Genomic DNA, 15,813 nt, shown 5'->3' on the forward strand with positions numbered 1-15,813 from the left:
CGCGGCCGGGCCGACGGCCCTGGCATGATTCCCGTATGCCGCTCATCGACGTATCCCCGGACGTGTCCCTCGCCTACGAGGCCTTCGGCGACCCCGGCGACGCCCCCGTCCTGCTCGTCACGGGCTTCGGTGCGCAGCTGCTCTCCTGGCACGAGGACTTCTGCCGGGCCCTCGCGGACCGCGGCCGGTACGTGATCCGCTACGACAACCGCGACAGCGGGCTGTCCACCCGGTTCGACGACCACCCCGTCGACGTGGCCCGGTTCATGGCGGCGGCCGGTTCGGGAGACGTCGCCGCCGCCCTCGCGATGGCCCCCTACCGGCTGTCGGACATGGCGCGCGACGGCCTGGACCTGCTCACCGCGCTCGGCATCGAACGGGCCCACGTGGTCGGGTCGTCGATGGGCGGAATGATCGCCCAGACGATGGCGATCGAGCACCCGGACCGGCTGCTGACCCTGACGTCGATGATGTCCTCGACCGGCGAGAGCGAGTACGGCAGGGCCACCCCCGAGGCGCAGGCGGCGCTCGCCGCCCCCGGGCCGGCCGACCGCGAGGGGTACGTCGCGGCGGCGGACCGCGCACTGCTGTGGGCCTCCAAGCGCTACGGCGACGCCGAGGTCCTGCGGGACCTGGCCGCCCGCAGCTACGACCGCGCCCACCGCCCCGGGGGCGAGGGCCGCCAGCTCGCCGCGATGGTCCTCAGCGGCTCCCGCGCGGACGCGCTCCGAAAGCTCCGCGTCCCGACGCTGGTGATCCACGGCCTGGACGACACCCTGACCGACCCCAGCGGCGGCCGCCGCACCGCGGAACTGGTGCCGGGAGCCGAACTCCTCCTGGTCCCCGACATGGGCCACGACCGCCCCCGCGAACTCTGGCCCCTCCTGATCGACGCCCTGGCGGCGCACACGGCCTGAACTCCCCCCCCCGTTCCGGGCGGGAGAACCCGTGGCCGCGGCGGTGCTCCGGCGGTCGCGGCCGTGCCTCTCCACCACCTGTGACCCGGCGCGGCCCGGCGCGGCCCGGTCAGGGTGCCGTCCGCGGTGTGTTCCGGTGGGGGAGCGGGGCGCTGCCGTTGGCGGCGTACTGGGACGCCTGGGTGCGGAACATCGTGGCGTAGCGGCCGCCCGCCGCGAGCAGTTCGTCGTGGCTGCCGGACTCCACCAGGCGGCCCCGGTTCAGGACGTGGATGGTGTCCGCGTGGCGGACGCCCGACATGCGGTGCGTGACCAGGACCACGGCCCGGTGGGGACCGGCGAGCCTGCGGATGCGGTCGAACGCGGCGATCTCCGCCTCGGGGTCCAGCGCGGACGTCGGCTCGTCGACGATCAGGACGCCGTCCGCGCCCGAGGTGGAACTGCGCCAGTGGGTGCGGGCCAGGCCGATCTTCTGCCACTCGCCCCCGGAGAGCTCGGTCGCGCCGCGGAACATCCGTGCCAGCAGGCTCCGCAGGCCGTCGGGGAGCTTCGCGACGACCGGCCCGGCCCCCGCGTACTCGATCGAGGGCTCCAGCGCCTCGGGCGCCGCCTGCCGCTCGGGGCGGCCGATGCGGATGTTCATGGCCGCGGTCACCGGCCAGCGCTGGAAGTCCTGGGTCAGCAGGGCCACCCGGCCGAAGACCCGCGCCCGGTCCAGCGCGGTGACGTCGGCGCCGTCGTCGCCCCCGCCCCACCGCACCGAACCGCTCTGCGGCAGCAACAGGCCCGCCAGGACCTTCATCAGGGTGCTCTTGCCCGACCCGTTCTCACCCACCACCGCCGTCACCGACCCCATCGGCAGCGTCAGCGACACCCCGTCCAGGGCGGGCGTCTCGCGGTCGGGGTAGCGGTAGGTGACCTCGACCAGGTCCACCTGCCCGACCCGGCGGGGCAGGTCGTCACCGCCGACGGGGATCGCGCGCCGCTCGGCCTCCGCGAGGAACTCGGCGTGGTCCTTGACGTACAGCGACTCCTCGTGGAGCTGGTTGACGTTCATCACCAGCGCCCCCAGGCTCGCCGAACCCGACCGCACCGCGACCACGGCCGTGCCGGCCACCGCGAGCCCCATGTGCCCGGCCAAGATCAGCCAGAACATCACCCCGTACGTCGCGGCCATCGCCACCCCCGAAAGCGCCGCCGCGACCAGCTCGGTGACCGCCTTGCCGTTGGCGAGCCGCTTCTGCTCCTCCTCGGCGCTGCGCGCCATGTCCTCGTACTTGTCGAGCAGGAAGGGCCCGACCGCGTGGATCCGCACCTCCTGGGCCGCGCTCCGCTCGGTGAGCAGGTTGCCGATGAGGCGGCTGGCGCGCACGTGCTCGATCCAGTTCATCACCGACACGTAGCGCTCCTGGGCCACCCGCATCGCGCCCCAGCCGCGCGGCGCCGCGATCAGCAGCAGCATCGGCAGCAGCGCGGGGTGCAGGACCGCCAGCACCCCCGCCGTGGCGATCAGCGAGATCGTGCCGTTCACCGCGGCCACGCAGGCACTGATCATGCGGCGCGCGGACGCCGCCCCGTACTGGGCGACGTCGATCAGCCGGCGGAACGCGGGGTCCTCGATCGCCTCCAGCTCCACCGAGCTGGCGGCGGCCAGGTACTCGGTCGTCGCGATCCGCTCGACCAGCGGTTCGAGCCGCCCCGCCCGCGACGTCGACCACCCGGCGAGCCCCGCGTTCACCACGGCGACGCACGCCCCGACGATCAGCGCGGGCAGTGCCTCGTGGAGCCGGTCGGCGGGCGTGCCGCCGCCCAGCAGGGCGTGCATGACGGAGTTGACCGCGAGCAGCCCGGCGGCTGCCGCCACGCCCTGGCCGATCTCGCTGATCCCGACGGCGACCAGCGCGGGCCGGTCGGCCGACCAGGCCCTGCGCAGGGTGCCGCCCACCAGGCGCGGCATCGCGCGGATGGCGGAGAGCATCGTCAACTCGACCTGTGCGTGGTCGTGTTGGGACCAGCCCATGTCGTACCGCAGCGGCCCGCCGAACAGCTCCTGCTCGGCGGACGACACCGGAGACTCGACCATCTGTACGCGCCGCAGATACCGCTTCATCGGGCACCTTCCGCAGGGAGGACGGGCTTCGCCGTGCTTTCCTATCGCGCCGGGGCGCCGCGCCCGTACCGCTTTCCGCGGATTGGGGGCGCCCGGCCCGGCGGAAAGCGCGGGGGCGGTGCGCCCGAGCCGTCAGGCCCGGTCGCACCGCCCCTTGATGACGAACCGTCAGGCCGTCACTTCCCGTAGTACGCGTTGTGGACGTCCAGCGTCGAGCGGTTGCCCTGCTTGTCCACGACCAGGGCGCGCAGCGAGACGCCCTTGCCCTTGTCGGGGTTGGTCACCACGGCCTTGCCGAGCGCCACCGTGAGCGCCTTCCACGTCCTGCCCTCGTCGTACGAGGCGTAGACGGCGAGGGACTTGAGGTTCCCGTTCGCGGCGGCGCCCTGCACCGTCAGCGGCACGAGCTGGGTGCGCCCCGCGGGGGCGGTGCCGTCGAGCGCGACGTCGGCGCCGAAGCGGACCGTGGAGGCGGGCAGCCGGGTCCCCGCCGCGGTCTCCTTGGAGCGGAACTCCCAGCTCGCGTCGATCCGCGTGGAGGTGGCCGCCGCGGCGGGGTCACGCGTGATCGACGTCGACAGGCGGTACTTGGCGTCGCCCGCGGGCACCGTGAAGGGGGCGCCGTACAGCGGGTCGTCGTTCTCGCCGATCAGCACCCCGTCGCGGTACAGCGTGGTCTTCGCGGACTTCAGGAGCGAACGGCCCGCGTGCCCGAAGCCGTCGGAGAGCAGCGGCACGTCACCGGAGATCCGGTCGCCGGTGCGGAAGAGCCCGTACCGGGAGTCGATCCGCGGGCCGAACACGGCCGTGTTGAACACCTCGCGGTAGGTCTTGCCCGCCTGGTACTCCTTGGGCTCGGCCGGCGGGAACGCGGCGTCCGTGGTCCGGCCGCCCCCGCTCTCGCCCGACTGCTGGAAGCCCGTGGTCCAGCGGACCTTGTCGACCGTCGACAGGTGGAGCGTCCGCTCGGCGGGGAGCTGGTGGGAGGGCCGGGGGAGGCTGGCGAACGGCTCGGGGACGCCCGGGAGCGTGCCCGTGGGGAACAGGTTGCCGGTCTTGCCGGGAACGGAGGCGCCGAGGCCCACCCGTACGGTGGCCAGGTCGGCCGCGGTGAGGTGGCGGGTGTACCCGGTGGCGAACCGGTCGGCGAAGCCGCCCAGCGTCACGTGGTAGTCCTTCGTGCCGTTGCTCCACGACGCCGACCACAGCTGGGAGAGCCCGGCGGTGACCGCGGGGCCGAGGTGCGCGGTGCGCACGCTCGCGAAGTCGCCGATCGGCATGAAGGCCGACACGCCCGTCTTGCCCGGCGTGTAGTCGAACGACATGTACGCGCTCTCCAGCTTCGCGTCACGGTCCGGCACGGTGATGTCGGTGGGCTTCGCCAGGCGCGCGTCGAGCGTCACCGTCCGCGGGCCCGTGACCTCCAGCCGGGGCTGGACCAGCCAGCCGCCCTGCTCGGCCTCCCCGCCGATGTTGGAGTCCAGGTAGTACGAGCCCTTCGCCAGCCGCGCCCTGGCCGGGCCCGACTCCTGCGAGAAGCTCGCGGCGTCCTTGATCGTGTCGCCCGACAGGTCGAGGAGCGAGGTGTAGAACGCCGCCGCGGGCTTCCCGTCGGCGTTGAGGTGCTCGAACGTCACCTCGTACGACTCGACCTCGCGGTCCACGACCACGGGGACGCGCACGCTCTGCCCGTTGCCCGCGGCCAGGAGCTGGGCGCTGTACTGGCCGTCGACCGCACCGCCGATCCGGGTGTCAACGGTCACGTCCACGGAGGCGGTGCCGCGCGCGGGCACGGTCACCGTCGTCGCGCCGAGGGCGAAGAACCCCTCGGGGGCGGGCCTGCCCTGCGGGTCGCGCGCGTCGAGCGTCAGCGCGAGGGTGACCGGCTGGTCGCCGGAGTTGCGGAAGGAGGCCTTCTTCGTCTGCACCGGGTCGTCCGCGTGCGGCCACTGGGCCACGCCGAAGCTCACGCCCGAGGGCTCGGCGAACACCGTCTGCTCCAGCGCCGCGTCGACCTGGATGCGGCCCGTCCCGCCCTGGAAGGGGCTGTACGCGCCCTGCTTGGCGGAGCCGGTGAGGGCGCCCTTGATCTCGGCGGGCGTCCACTGCGGGTGCCGCTGCTTGAGGATCGCGGCGGCGCCCGCGACGTGCGGGGTCGCCATCGACGTACCGTCGAGCGTCAGGTAGCCGTCGGGGTTCTGGCCGAGCTTCTCGGCCAGCATGCTGCCCGCCGCCGCGGCCGCGGTGATCTCCACCCCGGGCGCCGTGACGTCCGGCTTGAAGCCGCCGTCGCCCACGCGCGGGCCCCGGCTGGAGAAGTTGGCCAGCGCGTCGGCGTCGTCGACCGCGCCGACGGTGAGCGCGGCGTCCGCGCTGCCCGGGGACTCCACCGTGGACGGGCGGGGCCCCGAGTTGCCGGCCGCGACGGCGAAGAGCACGCCCTTCTCGGCCGTCAGCTTGTTGACGGCCGCCTCCAGCGGGTCCAGCTCGGGCGAGTCGGGGCCGCCGAGGCTCATGTTGACGATGTCGGCGCCCTGGGCGACCGCCCACTCGATGCCGGCCAGGATCTCGGAGTCGCTGCCCTGGCCGAAGTCGTCGAGCACCTTGCCGTTCAGCAGCCGGGCGCCCGGCGCCACGCCCTTGTAGGCGCCCTGGGACTTCGCGCCCGTACCGGCGGCGGTCGACGCGACGTGCGTGCCGTGCCCGTTGCGGTCCTTGGCGTCGGCGGCCGACGAGAAGTTCTGCTCGGCGACCACCTGGCCCTTCAGGTCCGGGTGCGCGGAGTCCACGCCGGTGTCCAGCACGGCGATCTTGACGCCCTTGCCGTCGTACCCGCCGGCCCACGCCTTCGGCGCGCCGATCTGCGACACGCTCTTGTCCAGGCTCGCCCTGCGCCCGCCGTCGAGCCAGACGCGGCCGATGCCGGGCGCGGTGGCGGTGGTCGTGGTGACGGCGTTCGCGTCGGCGGCCGCCGCGCGCCCCGAGTCGGTGAGCGCCGACCACAGCGCCCCCGCGTCCGCGCGGGACGCCTGGACGACTTCCGCGTTCATCGCCCTGAACGTCCTGCGGACCGTGCCCGCCCCCGCTCCGCGCACCTCGGAGCGGGCCGAGGCGGCAGCCGTACCGGCGTACTGCACGATCACCTTGACGCCGCCGCGCTGCGCGGCGACGGTGCCGGGGCGCGTCAGCTCGGTCAGGTCGAACAGCCGCCGGTCGACCTTGCCCGCGGCGATCAGACGCTCCGCGTCGGCGGGCACCACCAGGGTGCGGTCGCCCAGGTTCCGTATCCGTACGGGAATGTGTTCCCGGCCCTTGCCGGGCACGACGCGGACGGGCTTGCCCTTGCCGTCGAGGACGACCCGGTCGCCGGTGATCAGCGTGACGTCCTTGAGGGGCGCCGCGCCGTCGAAGGACGCGGCGGACCGCCCCGGCCCGATGTCGTCCGGTCCCGAGGGCGTCGCCCCGGCGGGGGCGACGAGCCCGGTGGCGAGGGCCGCGACGGCCGTGGCGAGGGCCAGGGCCCCGGCACGGCGTCGGGATGTGCGCATGGATCTGTACAACTCTTCTCCTGGATGAGGGGGGTTGCCTGCCCGTGCCCCCGGGCCCTGTCGGGCCCCGACGCTTCCTGGGCGTCGCCACGGTGCCTGCGACCAGCAGTCCACCGGCCCGGGAGTTGTTCAGCAGCCCGATCCGGACGGCTGAACAACTGTTTCGCATGTGGCCGATGGGGCCCTTGTGACGACAGGAGGTACGTTCCTAGCGTGGGGGGGGGACCTTGATCACTTGAACGGGAGCGGTGTGGGAAGACCGGAGAAGGAACTCGTTCCGGAAGCGGGTCCCGTGCCCCGCCTCGCCCACGAACTGCGCGCGCTGCGCCGGGAGGCCGGGGGGATCTCGTACCGGGAGATGGCCGGGCGCGCCGGATACTCCGTCACCGCGCTCTCCCAGGCCGCCGCGGGCACGAAACTGCCGACCCTGCCCGTCCTGCTGGCGTACGTCGCCGCCTGCGGGGGCGACCCGGGGGAGTGGGAGGAGCGCTGGCACGAGGCCGACGCGGCGCACCTCGCCGCCCCCGTCCCCACCCCCGCCTCCGGGACCTGTGCCACCGGCGGCCCGCCCTACCGCGGCCTCGCCCGCTTCGAACCGGAGGACGAAGCGCTCTTCTTCGGACGCGGCCAGCTCACCGACGAACTGACCGAACTGGTCGCGGCCCACCGCTTCACCGCCGTCTTCGGACCCTCGGGGAGCGGCAAGTCCTCCCTCCTGCGGGCCGGTCTCATACCCCGGCTGCGCCGCACGCCGTCCCCGCTGCCCCGCCCCGCCGCCCTGCGGATCCTCACCCCGGGCCGAAAGCCGCTGCGCTCCCGCGGGGAACTGTTCGTCCCGGCGGAGGGGGAGGGCGACACCTGGCTGATCGTGGACCAGTTCGAAGAACTCTTCACCCTCTGCTCCGACGCCGAAGAACGAGAAGAGTTCCTCGCCGCCCTGCTGGCCGCCCGCCGCGCCGACAGCGGGCTGCGGGTGGTGCTCGGCGTCCGCGCCGACTTCTACGCCCACTGCCTCGCCCACCCCGAGCTGGCCGCGGCCGTCAAGGAATCCGCCCTGCCCGTGGGCCCGCTGACCGCCGCCGAGCTGCGCGAGGCGATCGTGAAACCCGCCGCGGCCTCCGGGCTCCTCGTCGAACGGGCCCTGACCGCCCGCCTGGTGGAGGAGGTGGCCAACGAGCCCGGCAGCCTGCCCCTGCTCTCCCACGCACTCCTGGAGACCTGGCGCCGCCGCAGGAGCCGCACCCTGACCCTGGAGGGCTACCACGCGGCGAGCGGACTGCACGGCGCGATCGCCCAGACCGCCGAGGAACTGTACGCGGACCTCACGCCAGGCCAGGCCGACGCGGCCCGCCGCATCCTGCTGACCCTGATCACCCCGGGCGACGGCGCCCCCGACACCCGCCGTCCCGCCGACCGCGCCGAGGTGCTCCACGCGGGAGCGGCGGACGCGGACACGGTCCTGGACCGGCTGGCCCGCGCCCGGCTCGTCACCCTGGACCGGGACACCGTGGACCTCACCCACGAGGCACTGATCACCGCGTGGCCGAGACTGCGCGGCTGGATCGACGAGGGCCGCGAACGGCTGCGCCGCAGACGCCGCCTGACCCAGGCGGCCCACCACTGGCGGGCCAGGCACCGCGACAGCGGGGCACTGTTGCGCGGCGGCGAACTGGCCGAGGCCGAGACGACCTTCGGCGGCTCCCGGGACCAGCGGGAGCTGACCTCGCACGAGCGGGAGTTCCTACGGGCCAGTACGGCGGCCCGCACCCGCTCCCGCTGGACCCGCCGCGCGGTCACCTCCGCGGTGGCCCTGCTCGTCGTCCTCGCCACGGTGGCCGCCGCTGCCGCCTGGGAGCAGGGCCGCACCACCCGCCAGCAGCGCGAGGAGAACCGGCAGCAGCGCGAGGAGACCGCGGCCCGGCGCATGGCCTCGCTCGCCCAGGGCACGCGCGCGACCGACCCGGCCCTGTCGATGCGGCTGAGCCTCGCCGCATGGGCCCTCACCCGCACGACGGAGACCCGCTCGGCGCTGCTCGGCGCGTTCGCCCAGCCCGAACAGGACACGTACGACGTGCCCGACGGCCGCGACCCGACGTCGGTCTCAGACCTGGCGCCCGTCCACCTCAGCCTGGACGGCCGCACGGTCGTCACCAGCACCGAGTCGGGCGTACGGGCCTGGGACGTGGCCACGCACAAGGCGGTCGGGCCGCCCGTCCCGCTCCCGATGAACACCTGGGTGACCGCGATCGCCCCCGGCGGGCGCACGGTCGCCCTGGAGTCCCTGAACGAACGGCGCGACGGGTCGCGGCCCGCCGTCCGCGCCTGGAACCTGGCGACGGGCCGGCCGGCCGGTCCGCCCCGGCCCGTGCGGGGCACGGTCTACGGATACGCCGCGGACGGCCGCGCAGCCGTGGAGATGCGCCTCGACGAGGAGATGCGCGGCAGCCTCGCGGTCAGGGACGCGCGCAGCGACCGGCTCCTGCTCGAACGGCCCACCGGATACAGCCCGACCTGGTCCATGAGCCCCGACGGCCGCCTCCTTGCGCTGTGCGCCGAAGGGACGAAGGACGGCGCGAAGAGGAGCGGGCGACGGCAGGACGCCCCCCTCGAAGTCTGGGACGTCGCGCGCCGCCGCCTGGTCTCCACGCTGCCGCCCGAGGCCTGCGCCGCCCCGTCCGCCGCGTTCACCAGGGACGGCGGGTCCCTCATGGTCCGGGACGGGACGGGGCTGCGCTTCCACGACCCGGCCACCGGACGGGAACGCACCGCGATCCGCCACGCGGGCCTGACCGACGCGACGACGAGCGCCGACGGAAGGTTCGTCGTCGCCTCCGACAGCCGCGAGATCCTGCTCTGGCGGCTCTCCTCGCCCCAGGAGCCGGTCTTCCGCTTTCCGCTGGCCAACGAGGTCGCCACCCAGCTCAGGATCGACCAGGACGCGGGGGTGATCCGCTACGTGACGGCGCGCCACAGCCTGGACACCGTCGTGCGCTCGGTCTCCTACGGCTCCGCGATGTCCGCCGACTGGAACCGCGACCCCGCTCTGCGGGGCGCGTTCAGCAAGGACGGCCGGACGCTCGCGGTCGGCCGCCACCGGGGGAACACCTCGTACGCCGAGGCGTACCGCGTCCCCGACGGCCGCCGCACGGCCCGCACCCCGGACGTCACCTGCTCGGAGGGCAGCCCGCCCCGGACCGACGAGGAGTGCCGCACCCTGCTCGCGCTCAGCCCCGACGGCCGCACCCTCGCCCACGGCAGGACCAGCGTGTCGGGCGACGACGAGCGGGCCGCGTACCGGCGCCTGACCCTGTGGGACGTACCGGCCGACAGACCCGCCCCCGTGCCGAGCGACCCCCGCCCGCCCTACGCGGCGCGGCTGCCCATGACCGGGCTCGCCTTCACCGGGGACGGCCGCTCCCTGCTCGTCACCCGCTTCGGCATGGACACCGTCGACACCTGGGACGTGGCCAGCGGGAGGCGGACCCGCCCCGCCGACCAGTCCCGCGGCCACTTCACGGTGTTCGAGGCGTCCCTCTCGGTCGCCCAGCGCATCAGCGCGCCCCAAGTGCGCCCCAACGGGCGGCTGCTCGTCACCCCCAGGTACGGCTTCGCCCTGCCCGCGGGCCGCGGCGGACCGCGCAGGCTCAACCTGGACGCGGCGGGAGTGCTCGCCTTCAGCCCGGACGGAACGCGCCTGGCGGTCGGCGACAGCGCGGGCGGAGTGGCCCTCTGGGACGGCGACGTCACCCGCAGGCGCGGCTCCCTCGTGGGAACCCAGAACGCCGCCCGCAGGGGCACCGTCGAGGCCGTCACCGCACTGGCCTTCTCGCCCGACGGCGCCACCCTGGCCGTCGCGGGCGACGGCGGCACGCTCCAGCTCTGGGACGTGCCGACGGGCCAGCCCCTGGGCTCCCCCCTGCCGACCCCGGGCGACGGCATCGTCGCGGTCTCCTTCAGCCCCGACGGCCGCACCGTGCGCAGCGCGGGCGAACACAGCGGCATCCGCTCCGTCTCCGTGGACCCGGACCGCCTGACGGCGGCGGTGTGCGGGCGCGCGGGAGGCGGGCTGACGCGGGACGAGTGGCGCGAGTACCTGCCGGACGTTCCGTACCGGAGGATGTGCTGAACCGCGCGCGTCCAGGACCGGAGGGCGTGTTGAACCGCGCGCGTCCAGGTCGGGCGCGGCGCTGTGCGCTCAGGCGCGCTGGGCCCGCTCGTACACCTGCCGTGCCGTGGCGCCCCACACCTCGCCCTGCATCTCGGTGGGCGTGAGGGCGTCCAGCGCGCTGTTCACCGAGATCAGGACGCCCCTGCCGGTCCGGACGTCGAAGTCGGCGAACCACGGGCCGCCGCTGGCGCCGCCGGTCATGTCGCAGGGGACGGCCTGCGCCCCGTCCTTCGCCTTCGCCGTGCCGACGCAGCGCAGCAACTCCTCGCCGAGCTGCGGACGGGTGGCCGAGTAGCCGAAGGAGGAGACGGAGCCGCCGACGGGACGGCCGAAGGCGACGGCCTGGCCGCCCACGACGTCGGTGAGCCTGCGCCCGTCCACGCGCGCGTCGACGGCCAGCGCGGCCATGTCGTTGACGGAGTCGGTCTCCCAACTGCGCGGAGTCACCGCCGTGCGCACCGCGAACGCCCCGTACGGCTGGACGCCCTTGCTGTAGCCGGGCACGAACACCATCGTGCTGTTGGTGTTGTACGGAGAGGAGCCGCGGCGCACGCAGTGCGCCGCGGTCATCACCGCGGAACGGTTGGAGCCCGTCACGGCGGTGGCCGTGCACCAGGTGTCGGCGCCCCGGGAGTTGACGAAGAAGAGGCGCCCCACCGTCTTGAGGGCGCTGCCCCGCCACGGGTGGGCCCTGGGACCCGTCGGGCCGAGGTCGACGGACCTCCCGACCGACTTGATGCGGGCGGGCGTCCAGTAGGCGAGGGCGTCCGCGCGTTCGGCGGGGGTGTAGGTCAGGGCGGAGGCCGGGTCCGCCGGTGCGGCCGGTGCGGCCGCGGCGTAGGCCGCCACGGGCACGGCGAGCGAGAGGGCCGTTCCCGCCGCGACGAGCCCCGCGGTCCGGCCGCGCGGACGCAGGGGCGCGGAGTCGGACGGCTTCCTCACGGGAGTCTTCTCTGGCATGGCGGGTGTCTCCTCGGTGGGCGCGTACGGCCGCGGTGTCGGGCCGCTCTACCAGAGAGGTCCGCGCGTCCGTTCGGTTGGCGCTGTCGACGTTCTGTGACACGACGGCGTCCTCAACGCCCCTGTCCAGGAACGGTTCTGGACTTGCTGGTCCATTTTCGCCGACCTACGGTGCTGCCGTTCCCGACCACACCCGACCGTACGCCCAGCCGTACGGCAGCCCGTACGTGCGGAACAGAACGCGTCCGTACGCGCGCAACAGCAGAGATGAGGCACCCGTGCACGCGATCCGAATCGAGCAACACGGCGGTCCCGAGGTCATGCGCTGGACCGAACTGCCCGACCCCTCACCGGCCCCGGGAGAGGTGCTGGTGGGGCTCGTCGCCGCAGGAGTGAACTACATGGACGTCGGCGCCCGCGCCGAGGGCGGCCCCGGCTGGGCCGCGCCCGCGGTCCTCGGCGTCGAAGGAGCGGGCCGCGTCGTCGCCGTGGGCGAAGGGGTGGAGGACCTGACCGTCGGCGACAGGGTGGCCTGGTTCTACCACCCGGGCAGCTACGCCGAACTGCTGGCCGTACCCGCCGACTCGCTCGTGAAGGTGCCCGACGGCATCGACGACGAGACCGCCGCAGCCGTGATGATGCAGGGCCTCACCGCGAGTCACCTGAGTACCGAGACCTACCCGGTCGGGCCGGACGACACCGCCGTGGTGCACGCCGCCGCGGGCGGCGTGGGCCGGTTGCTCACCCAGATGGTCAAGGCGCGCGGCGGCCGGGTGGTCGCACTGGTCTCCCGCGAGGAGAAGGCGGCCGTCGCGAAGGAGGCGGGCGCCGACCACGTACTGGTCCACTCGGGCGGCGGCTTCGAGGACCGGATCAGGGAACTCACCGAAGGGCGGGGCGCCGACGTCGTGTACGACGGAGGCGGCTCCGGGACGTTCCGCTCCTCCCAACTGGCCCTGCGCCCGCACGGCGTGCACGCCTACTACGGCCCCTTCATGGGCGTCCCGACGCTGCGCCCCACCGACCTGCCCAACAGCATCCTGCTGACCTACCCGGTGGTGCACCACCACGTCCCCACCCGCGAAGCCCTGCTGCGGCGCACCGGTGAGGTGTTCGACATGATCCTGGCGGGACGGCTCGCCCCGCGCGTCACCGGCCGCTACCCGCTCGCGGAGGCGGCCCGCGCCCATGCGGACCTGGAGTCGCGGCGCACCACCGGCAAACTGCTGCTGCTCCCTGGACAGGGGCGCGCCTGACGACCGGGACGGGCCTGACAGGGGCGCGCCCGGCCGGGCGCGTCGGCCGACCGGAACGCGGCGGTCGGCAGCGGTGCACAGCGGCTCGTACGAGGAGGACCCATGGCATTGACCCGCAAGGGCGTCGCGACCAGGCAGCGCATCATCGAGGGCGCCGCCGACCAGATCCGCGAACAGGGCGTGTTCGCGGTGCGGTTGGAGGACGTCATGGCCCGCACGAGAACCAGCAAGAGCCAACTCTTCCACTACTTTCCCGAAGGGAAGGACGAACTGCTCCTCGCCGTGGCACGGCACGAGGCGTCCCTGGTGATCGAAGAACAGCAGCCGGAGCTGGGGGCCCTCACCTCCTGGGAGGCCTGGCAACGGTGGCGCGACAAGGTCGTCGCCCGCTACCGCGCGCAGGGCAGCGACTGCCCCCTCCACGCGGCCCTCGCCCACCTGGGCGGCGCCACCGACGCCTCCCGGACCGTGGCCGGTGAACTGGTCGGCCGGTGGCAGCGGCAACTCGCCGCCGGAATCCGCCACATGCAGGGCAGCGGCCAGATCGCCCCCGGGCTGGACGCCGACCGGGAGGCGGCGGCCCTGCTGGCCGGGATCCAGGGCGGCGTGCTGATCCTCATGACCACGGGCGGCACCGCCCATCTGGAGGCCGCGGTCGACCTGGGCATCGCGCACCTCAGGGCCTCCGCCGAACGCGACCGTTGAGGGACCGGGACACCCCGACCGGGACGCCCGGACCGGGGCACCCCGACCCGGGCGCCCCGGCCGGGACGCCCGCTGGACGCGCGGCCCGGCGCCCCCGCCTCACCAGCTGATCCCGGCCGCCACCGGCCGGTGATCGCTGCCCGTGGCGGGCAGCACCCACGAGCTCTCCGGCTCCACGCCCCGCACCAGCACCTGGTCGATCCGCGCCACCGGGAACCGTGCGGGCCAGCTGAAGCCGAAGCCGTCGCCGGCCTCCTCCTGGGCGGAACGCAGCCGCGAGGTGATCCCGGCGAACGCACGGTCGTCCGTCGTGCCGTTCAGATCGCCGAGCAGCACCACCCGTTCGTTCGGCTCGGCGGCGACGGCCACGGCGAGCGCCCGCGCGTTCCTGTCCCTGCTGTCCGTCCAGAAGCCGTTCCCGGGGAACACCCGTACGGACCCCAGGTGGGCCACGTACACCGCCAGCGGCCCCTGGTCCGTGGCCACCGTGGCGCGCAGCGCCCGGCTGCCGGCCAGCTTCACTCCGGCCGGCTTGGCGTCCCCCAACGGCCCGACGTCCTGCGCGATGTCGACCGGCCGGGTGTCGGACAGGGGCAGCCTGCTCCACAGCCCGACCGTGCCCAGCACCACGCGGTACGGGTACGCCCGCGCCAACTCCTTCCCGTACAGCGGCTTCGCCTGCGGGGTGATCTCCTGGAGGGCCAGCACGTCCGCACCGGAGGCCACCAGGTCGCGGGCGGTGCCGACGGGGTCGTGGTTGTCGGCGCCGACGTTGTGGCTGACCACGGTGAGGTCGCCGCCCGAGCGGGACTTGTCGACGAGCAGCCCGCCGAAGAGGCTCAGCCAGATCGCGACCGGCAGCAGCAGCGCGACCGCGGCGGATGCGGAGCGGCGCCACAGCGCCCCGGCCAGCAGCACCGGGACGAACAGGCCGAACCACGGCAGGAAGGTCTCCACGAGGCTGCCGACGCCACCTCGGTCCGTGATCCGCGCGTGCAGCAGCAGGAGCAGGCCGAGCAGCAGGGCCAGCACCGCGAGCACCGCGCCGCGCCTCCAGGGCCCCGGCCCGCGACCGCCCGCGGGCAGGCCGTCAGAGCCGGTGCCCGGCCCCGCGCCCGTGCCCGGCCCCGCGCCCGTGCCCGTGCCCGTGCCCGCGCCCGTGCCCGTGCCCGCGCCCGGGTCCGGGCCCGCGCCGAGGCCCGGCCCTGCGCCGAGGTCCGCGCCCGGGTCCGTGCCCGTGCCCGGGTCCGGCCCGGTGTCCAGGCCGGTGTTTCGAGCGACGTCCGGGGCCTCCCGCAGGGCCTGCCGCGTCCTCGTGTCCGTCGCTGTGCGCGCCGACAGGGGAGTTCGATTCATACCGCCAGCCAACGCCGCGCGGTGTTGCCGACCCGTATGGGAATTTCGATACGCCGACGATATGCGCCGACTCGTAGCATCGGGGACATGCGCGTGCTGATCGTCGAGGACGAACCCTTTATGGCGGAGGCCATCCGCGACGGACTACGTCTGGAAGCGATCGCCGCCGACATAGCGGGCGACGGCGGCACCGCCCTGGAAATGCTGGGCGTCAACGCCTACGACATCGCCGTCCTGGACCGCGACGTCCCGGGACCGTCCGGCGACGAGATCGCCGCGCACATCGTCGCCTCCGGCAGCGGCATGCCGATCCTCATGCTCACCGCGGCCGACCGCCTGGACGACAAGGTGTCCGGGTTCGGGCTCGGCGCCGACGACTACCTCACCAAGCCCTTCGAACTCCAGGAACTCGTCCTCAGGCTCAGGGCGCTGGACCGCAGACGCGCCCACAACAGGCCGCCCGTGCGTGAGATCGCGGGGCTGCGGCTCGACCCGTTCCGCCGCGAGGTGTACCGGGACGGCCGCTACGTCGCGCTGACCAGGAAGCAGTTCGCCGTGCTCGAAGTCCTCGTCGCCGCCGACGGCGGTGTCGTCAGCGCGGAACAACTCCTGGAGCGCGCGTGGGACGAGAACGCCGACCCGTTCACCAACGCCGTCCGCATCACCGTCTCGGCCCTGCGCAAACGGCTCGGCGAACCGTGGATCATCGCCACCGCGCCGGGCGTCGGCTACCGCATCGACACACCGCCCCCGGGCGGTCACGGCGAGGGCCGGGATGGCTAGGCGGCCCGGC

Annotated in this window: 9 protein-coding genes; 5 read left to right on the plus strand and 4 right to left on the minus strand. The window is 74.4% G+C overall.

The window, feature by feature from the left end; translation table 11 throughout:
- Nucleotides 1–35: 35 nt before the first annotated feature.
- A complete protein-coding gene (locus ACIBNE_RS03210; RefSeq protein WP_399268918.1) occupies nt 36–917 on the plus strand; it encodes an alpha/beta fold hydrolase in 882 nt (293 codons plus the stop codon).
- Nucleotides 918–1,026: 109 nt separating this feature from the next.
- On the opposite strand, the gene ACIBNE_RS03215 is transcribed toward ACIBNE_RS03210, so the two are convergent.
- Both ACIBNE_RS03215 and ACIBNE_RS03220 read right to left on the minus strand, forming a co-directional pair.
- A complete protein-coding gene (locus ACIBNE_RS03215; RefSeq protein WP_399268920.1) occupies nt 1,027–3,027 on the minus strand; it encodes an ABC transporter ATP-binding protein in 2,001 nt (666 codons plus the stop codon).
- A 176-nt stretch (nt 3,028–3,203) separates the two neighbouring features.
- Nucleotides 3,204–6,575, minus strand: a complete 3,372-nt coding sequence (locus tag ACIBNE_RS03220; protein ID WP_399268922.1) for a S8 family peptidase — start codon at nt 6,573–6,575, stop codon at nt 3,204–3,206.
- A gap of 292 nt (nt 6,576–6,867) precedes the next feature.
- On the opposite strand from ACIBNE_RS03220, the gene ACIBNE_RS03225 reads away from it, so the two are divergent.
- Nucleotides 6,868–10,701, plus strand: coding sequence for a helix-turn-helix domain-containing protein (locus ACIBNE_RS03225; RefSeq protein WP_399268924.1), 3,834 nt, complete (start codon nt 6,868–6,870; stop codon nt 10,699–10,701).
- Between the two features lie 69 nt (nt 10,702–10,770).
- Here the strand turns inward: ACIBNE_RS03225 and ACIBNE_RS03230 are convergent, their stop codons facing one another.
- The gene (locus ACIBNE_RS03230; RefSeq protein WP_399268926.1) at nt 10,771–11,703 is read right to left on the minus strand and encodes a trypsin-like serine peptidase; all 933 of its coding nucleotides are present in this window, start codon (nt 11,701–11,703) and stop codon (nt 10,771–10,773) included.
- A gap of 278 nt (nt 11,704–11,981) precedes the next feature.
- Between ACIBNE_RS03230 and ACIBNE_RS03235 the strand changes: the two genes are divergently transcribed.
- The gene (locus tag ACIBNE_RS03235) at nt 11,982–12,959 is read left to right on the plus strand and encodes a quinone oxidoreductase family protein (protein WP_399268928.1); all 978 of its coding nucleotides are present in this window, start codon (nt 11,982–11,984) and stop codon (nt 12,957–12,959) included.
- Nucleotides 12,960–13,061: 102 nt separating this feature from the next.
- Nucleotides 13,062–13,664 (plus strand): TetR/AcrR family transcriptional regulator, encoded by a 603-nt coding sequence (locus ACIBNE_RS03240; protein WP_399268930.1) that lies wholly within the window; start codon nt 13,062–13,064, stop codon nt 13,662–13,664.
- 99 nt (nt 13,665–13,763) lie between these two features.
- On the opposite strand, the gene ACIBNE_RS03245 is transcribed toward ACIBNE_RS03240, so the two are convergent.
- Nucleotides 13,764–14,750, minus strand: coding sequence for an endonuclease/exonuclease/phosphatase family protein (locus tag ACIBNE_RS03245; RefSeq protein WP_399270041.1), 987 nt, complete (start codon nt 14,748–14,750; stop codon nt 13,764–13,766).
- 357 nt (nt 14,751–15,107) lie between these two features.
- Between ACIBNE_RS03245 and ACIBNE_RS03250 the strand changes: the two genes are divergently transcribed.
- A complete protein-coding gene (locus ACIBNE_RS03250) occupies nt 15,108–15,803 on the plus strand; it encodes a response regulator transcription factor (RefSeq protein ID WP_399268932.1) in 696 nt (231 codons plus the stop codon).
- Nucleotides 15,804–15,813 lie beyond the last annotated feature (10 nt).

Source organism: Streptomyces sp. NPDC050504 (assembly GCF_044458065.1).
GTDB lineage: Bacteria > Actinomycetota > Actinomycetes > Streptomycetales > Streptomycetaceae > Streptomyces.

Excerpts from the sequence above, each read along its gene's own strand:
- ACIBNE_RS03210 (WP_399268918.1), top strand. The coding sequence starts at position 36 with ATGCCGCTCATCGACGTATCCCCGGACGTGTCCCTCGCCTACGAGGCC.
- ACIBNE_RS03215 (WP_399268920.1), bottom strand. The coding sequence starts at position 3,027 with ATGAAGCGGTATCTGCGGCGCGTACAGATGGTCGAGTCTCCGGTGTCG.
- ACIBNE_RS03220 (WP_399268922.1), bottom strand. The coding sequence starts at position 6,575 with ATGCGCACATCCCGACGCCGTGCCGGGGCCCTGGCCCTCGCCACGGCC.
- ACIBNE_RS03230 (WP_399268926.1), bottom strand. The coding sequence starts at position 11,703 with ATGCCAGAGAAGACTCCCGTGAGGAAGCCGTCCGACTCCGCGCCCCTG.
- ACIBNE_RS03240 (WP_399268930.1), top strand. The coding sequence starts at position 13,062 with ATGGCATTGACCCGCAAGGGCGTCGCGACCAGGCAGCGCATCATCGAG.
- ACIBNE_RS03250 (WP_399268932.1), top strand. The coding sequence starts at position 15,108 with ATGCGCGTGCTGATCGTCGAGGACGAACCCTTTATGGCGGAGGCCATC.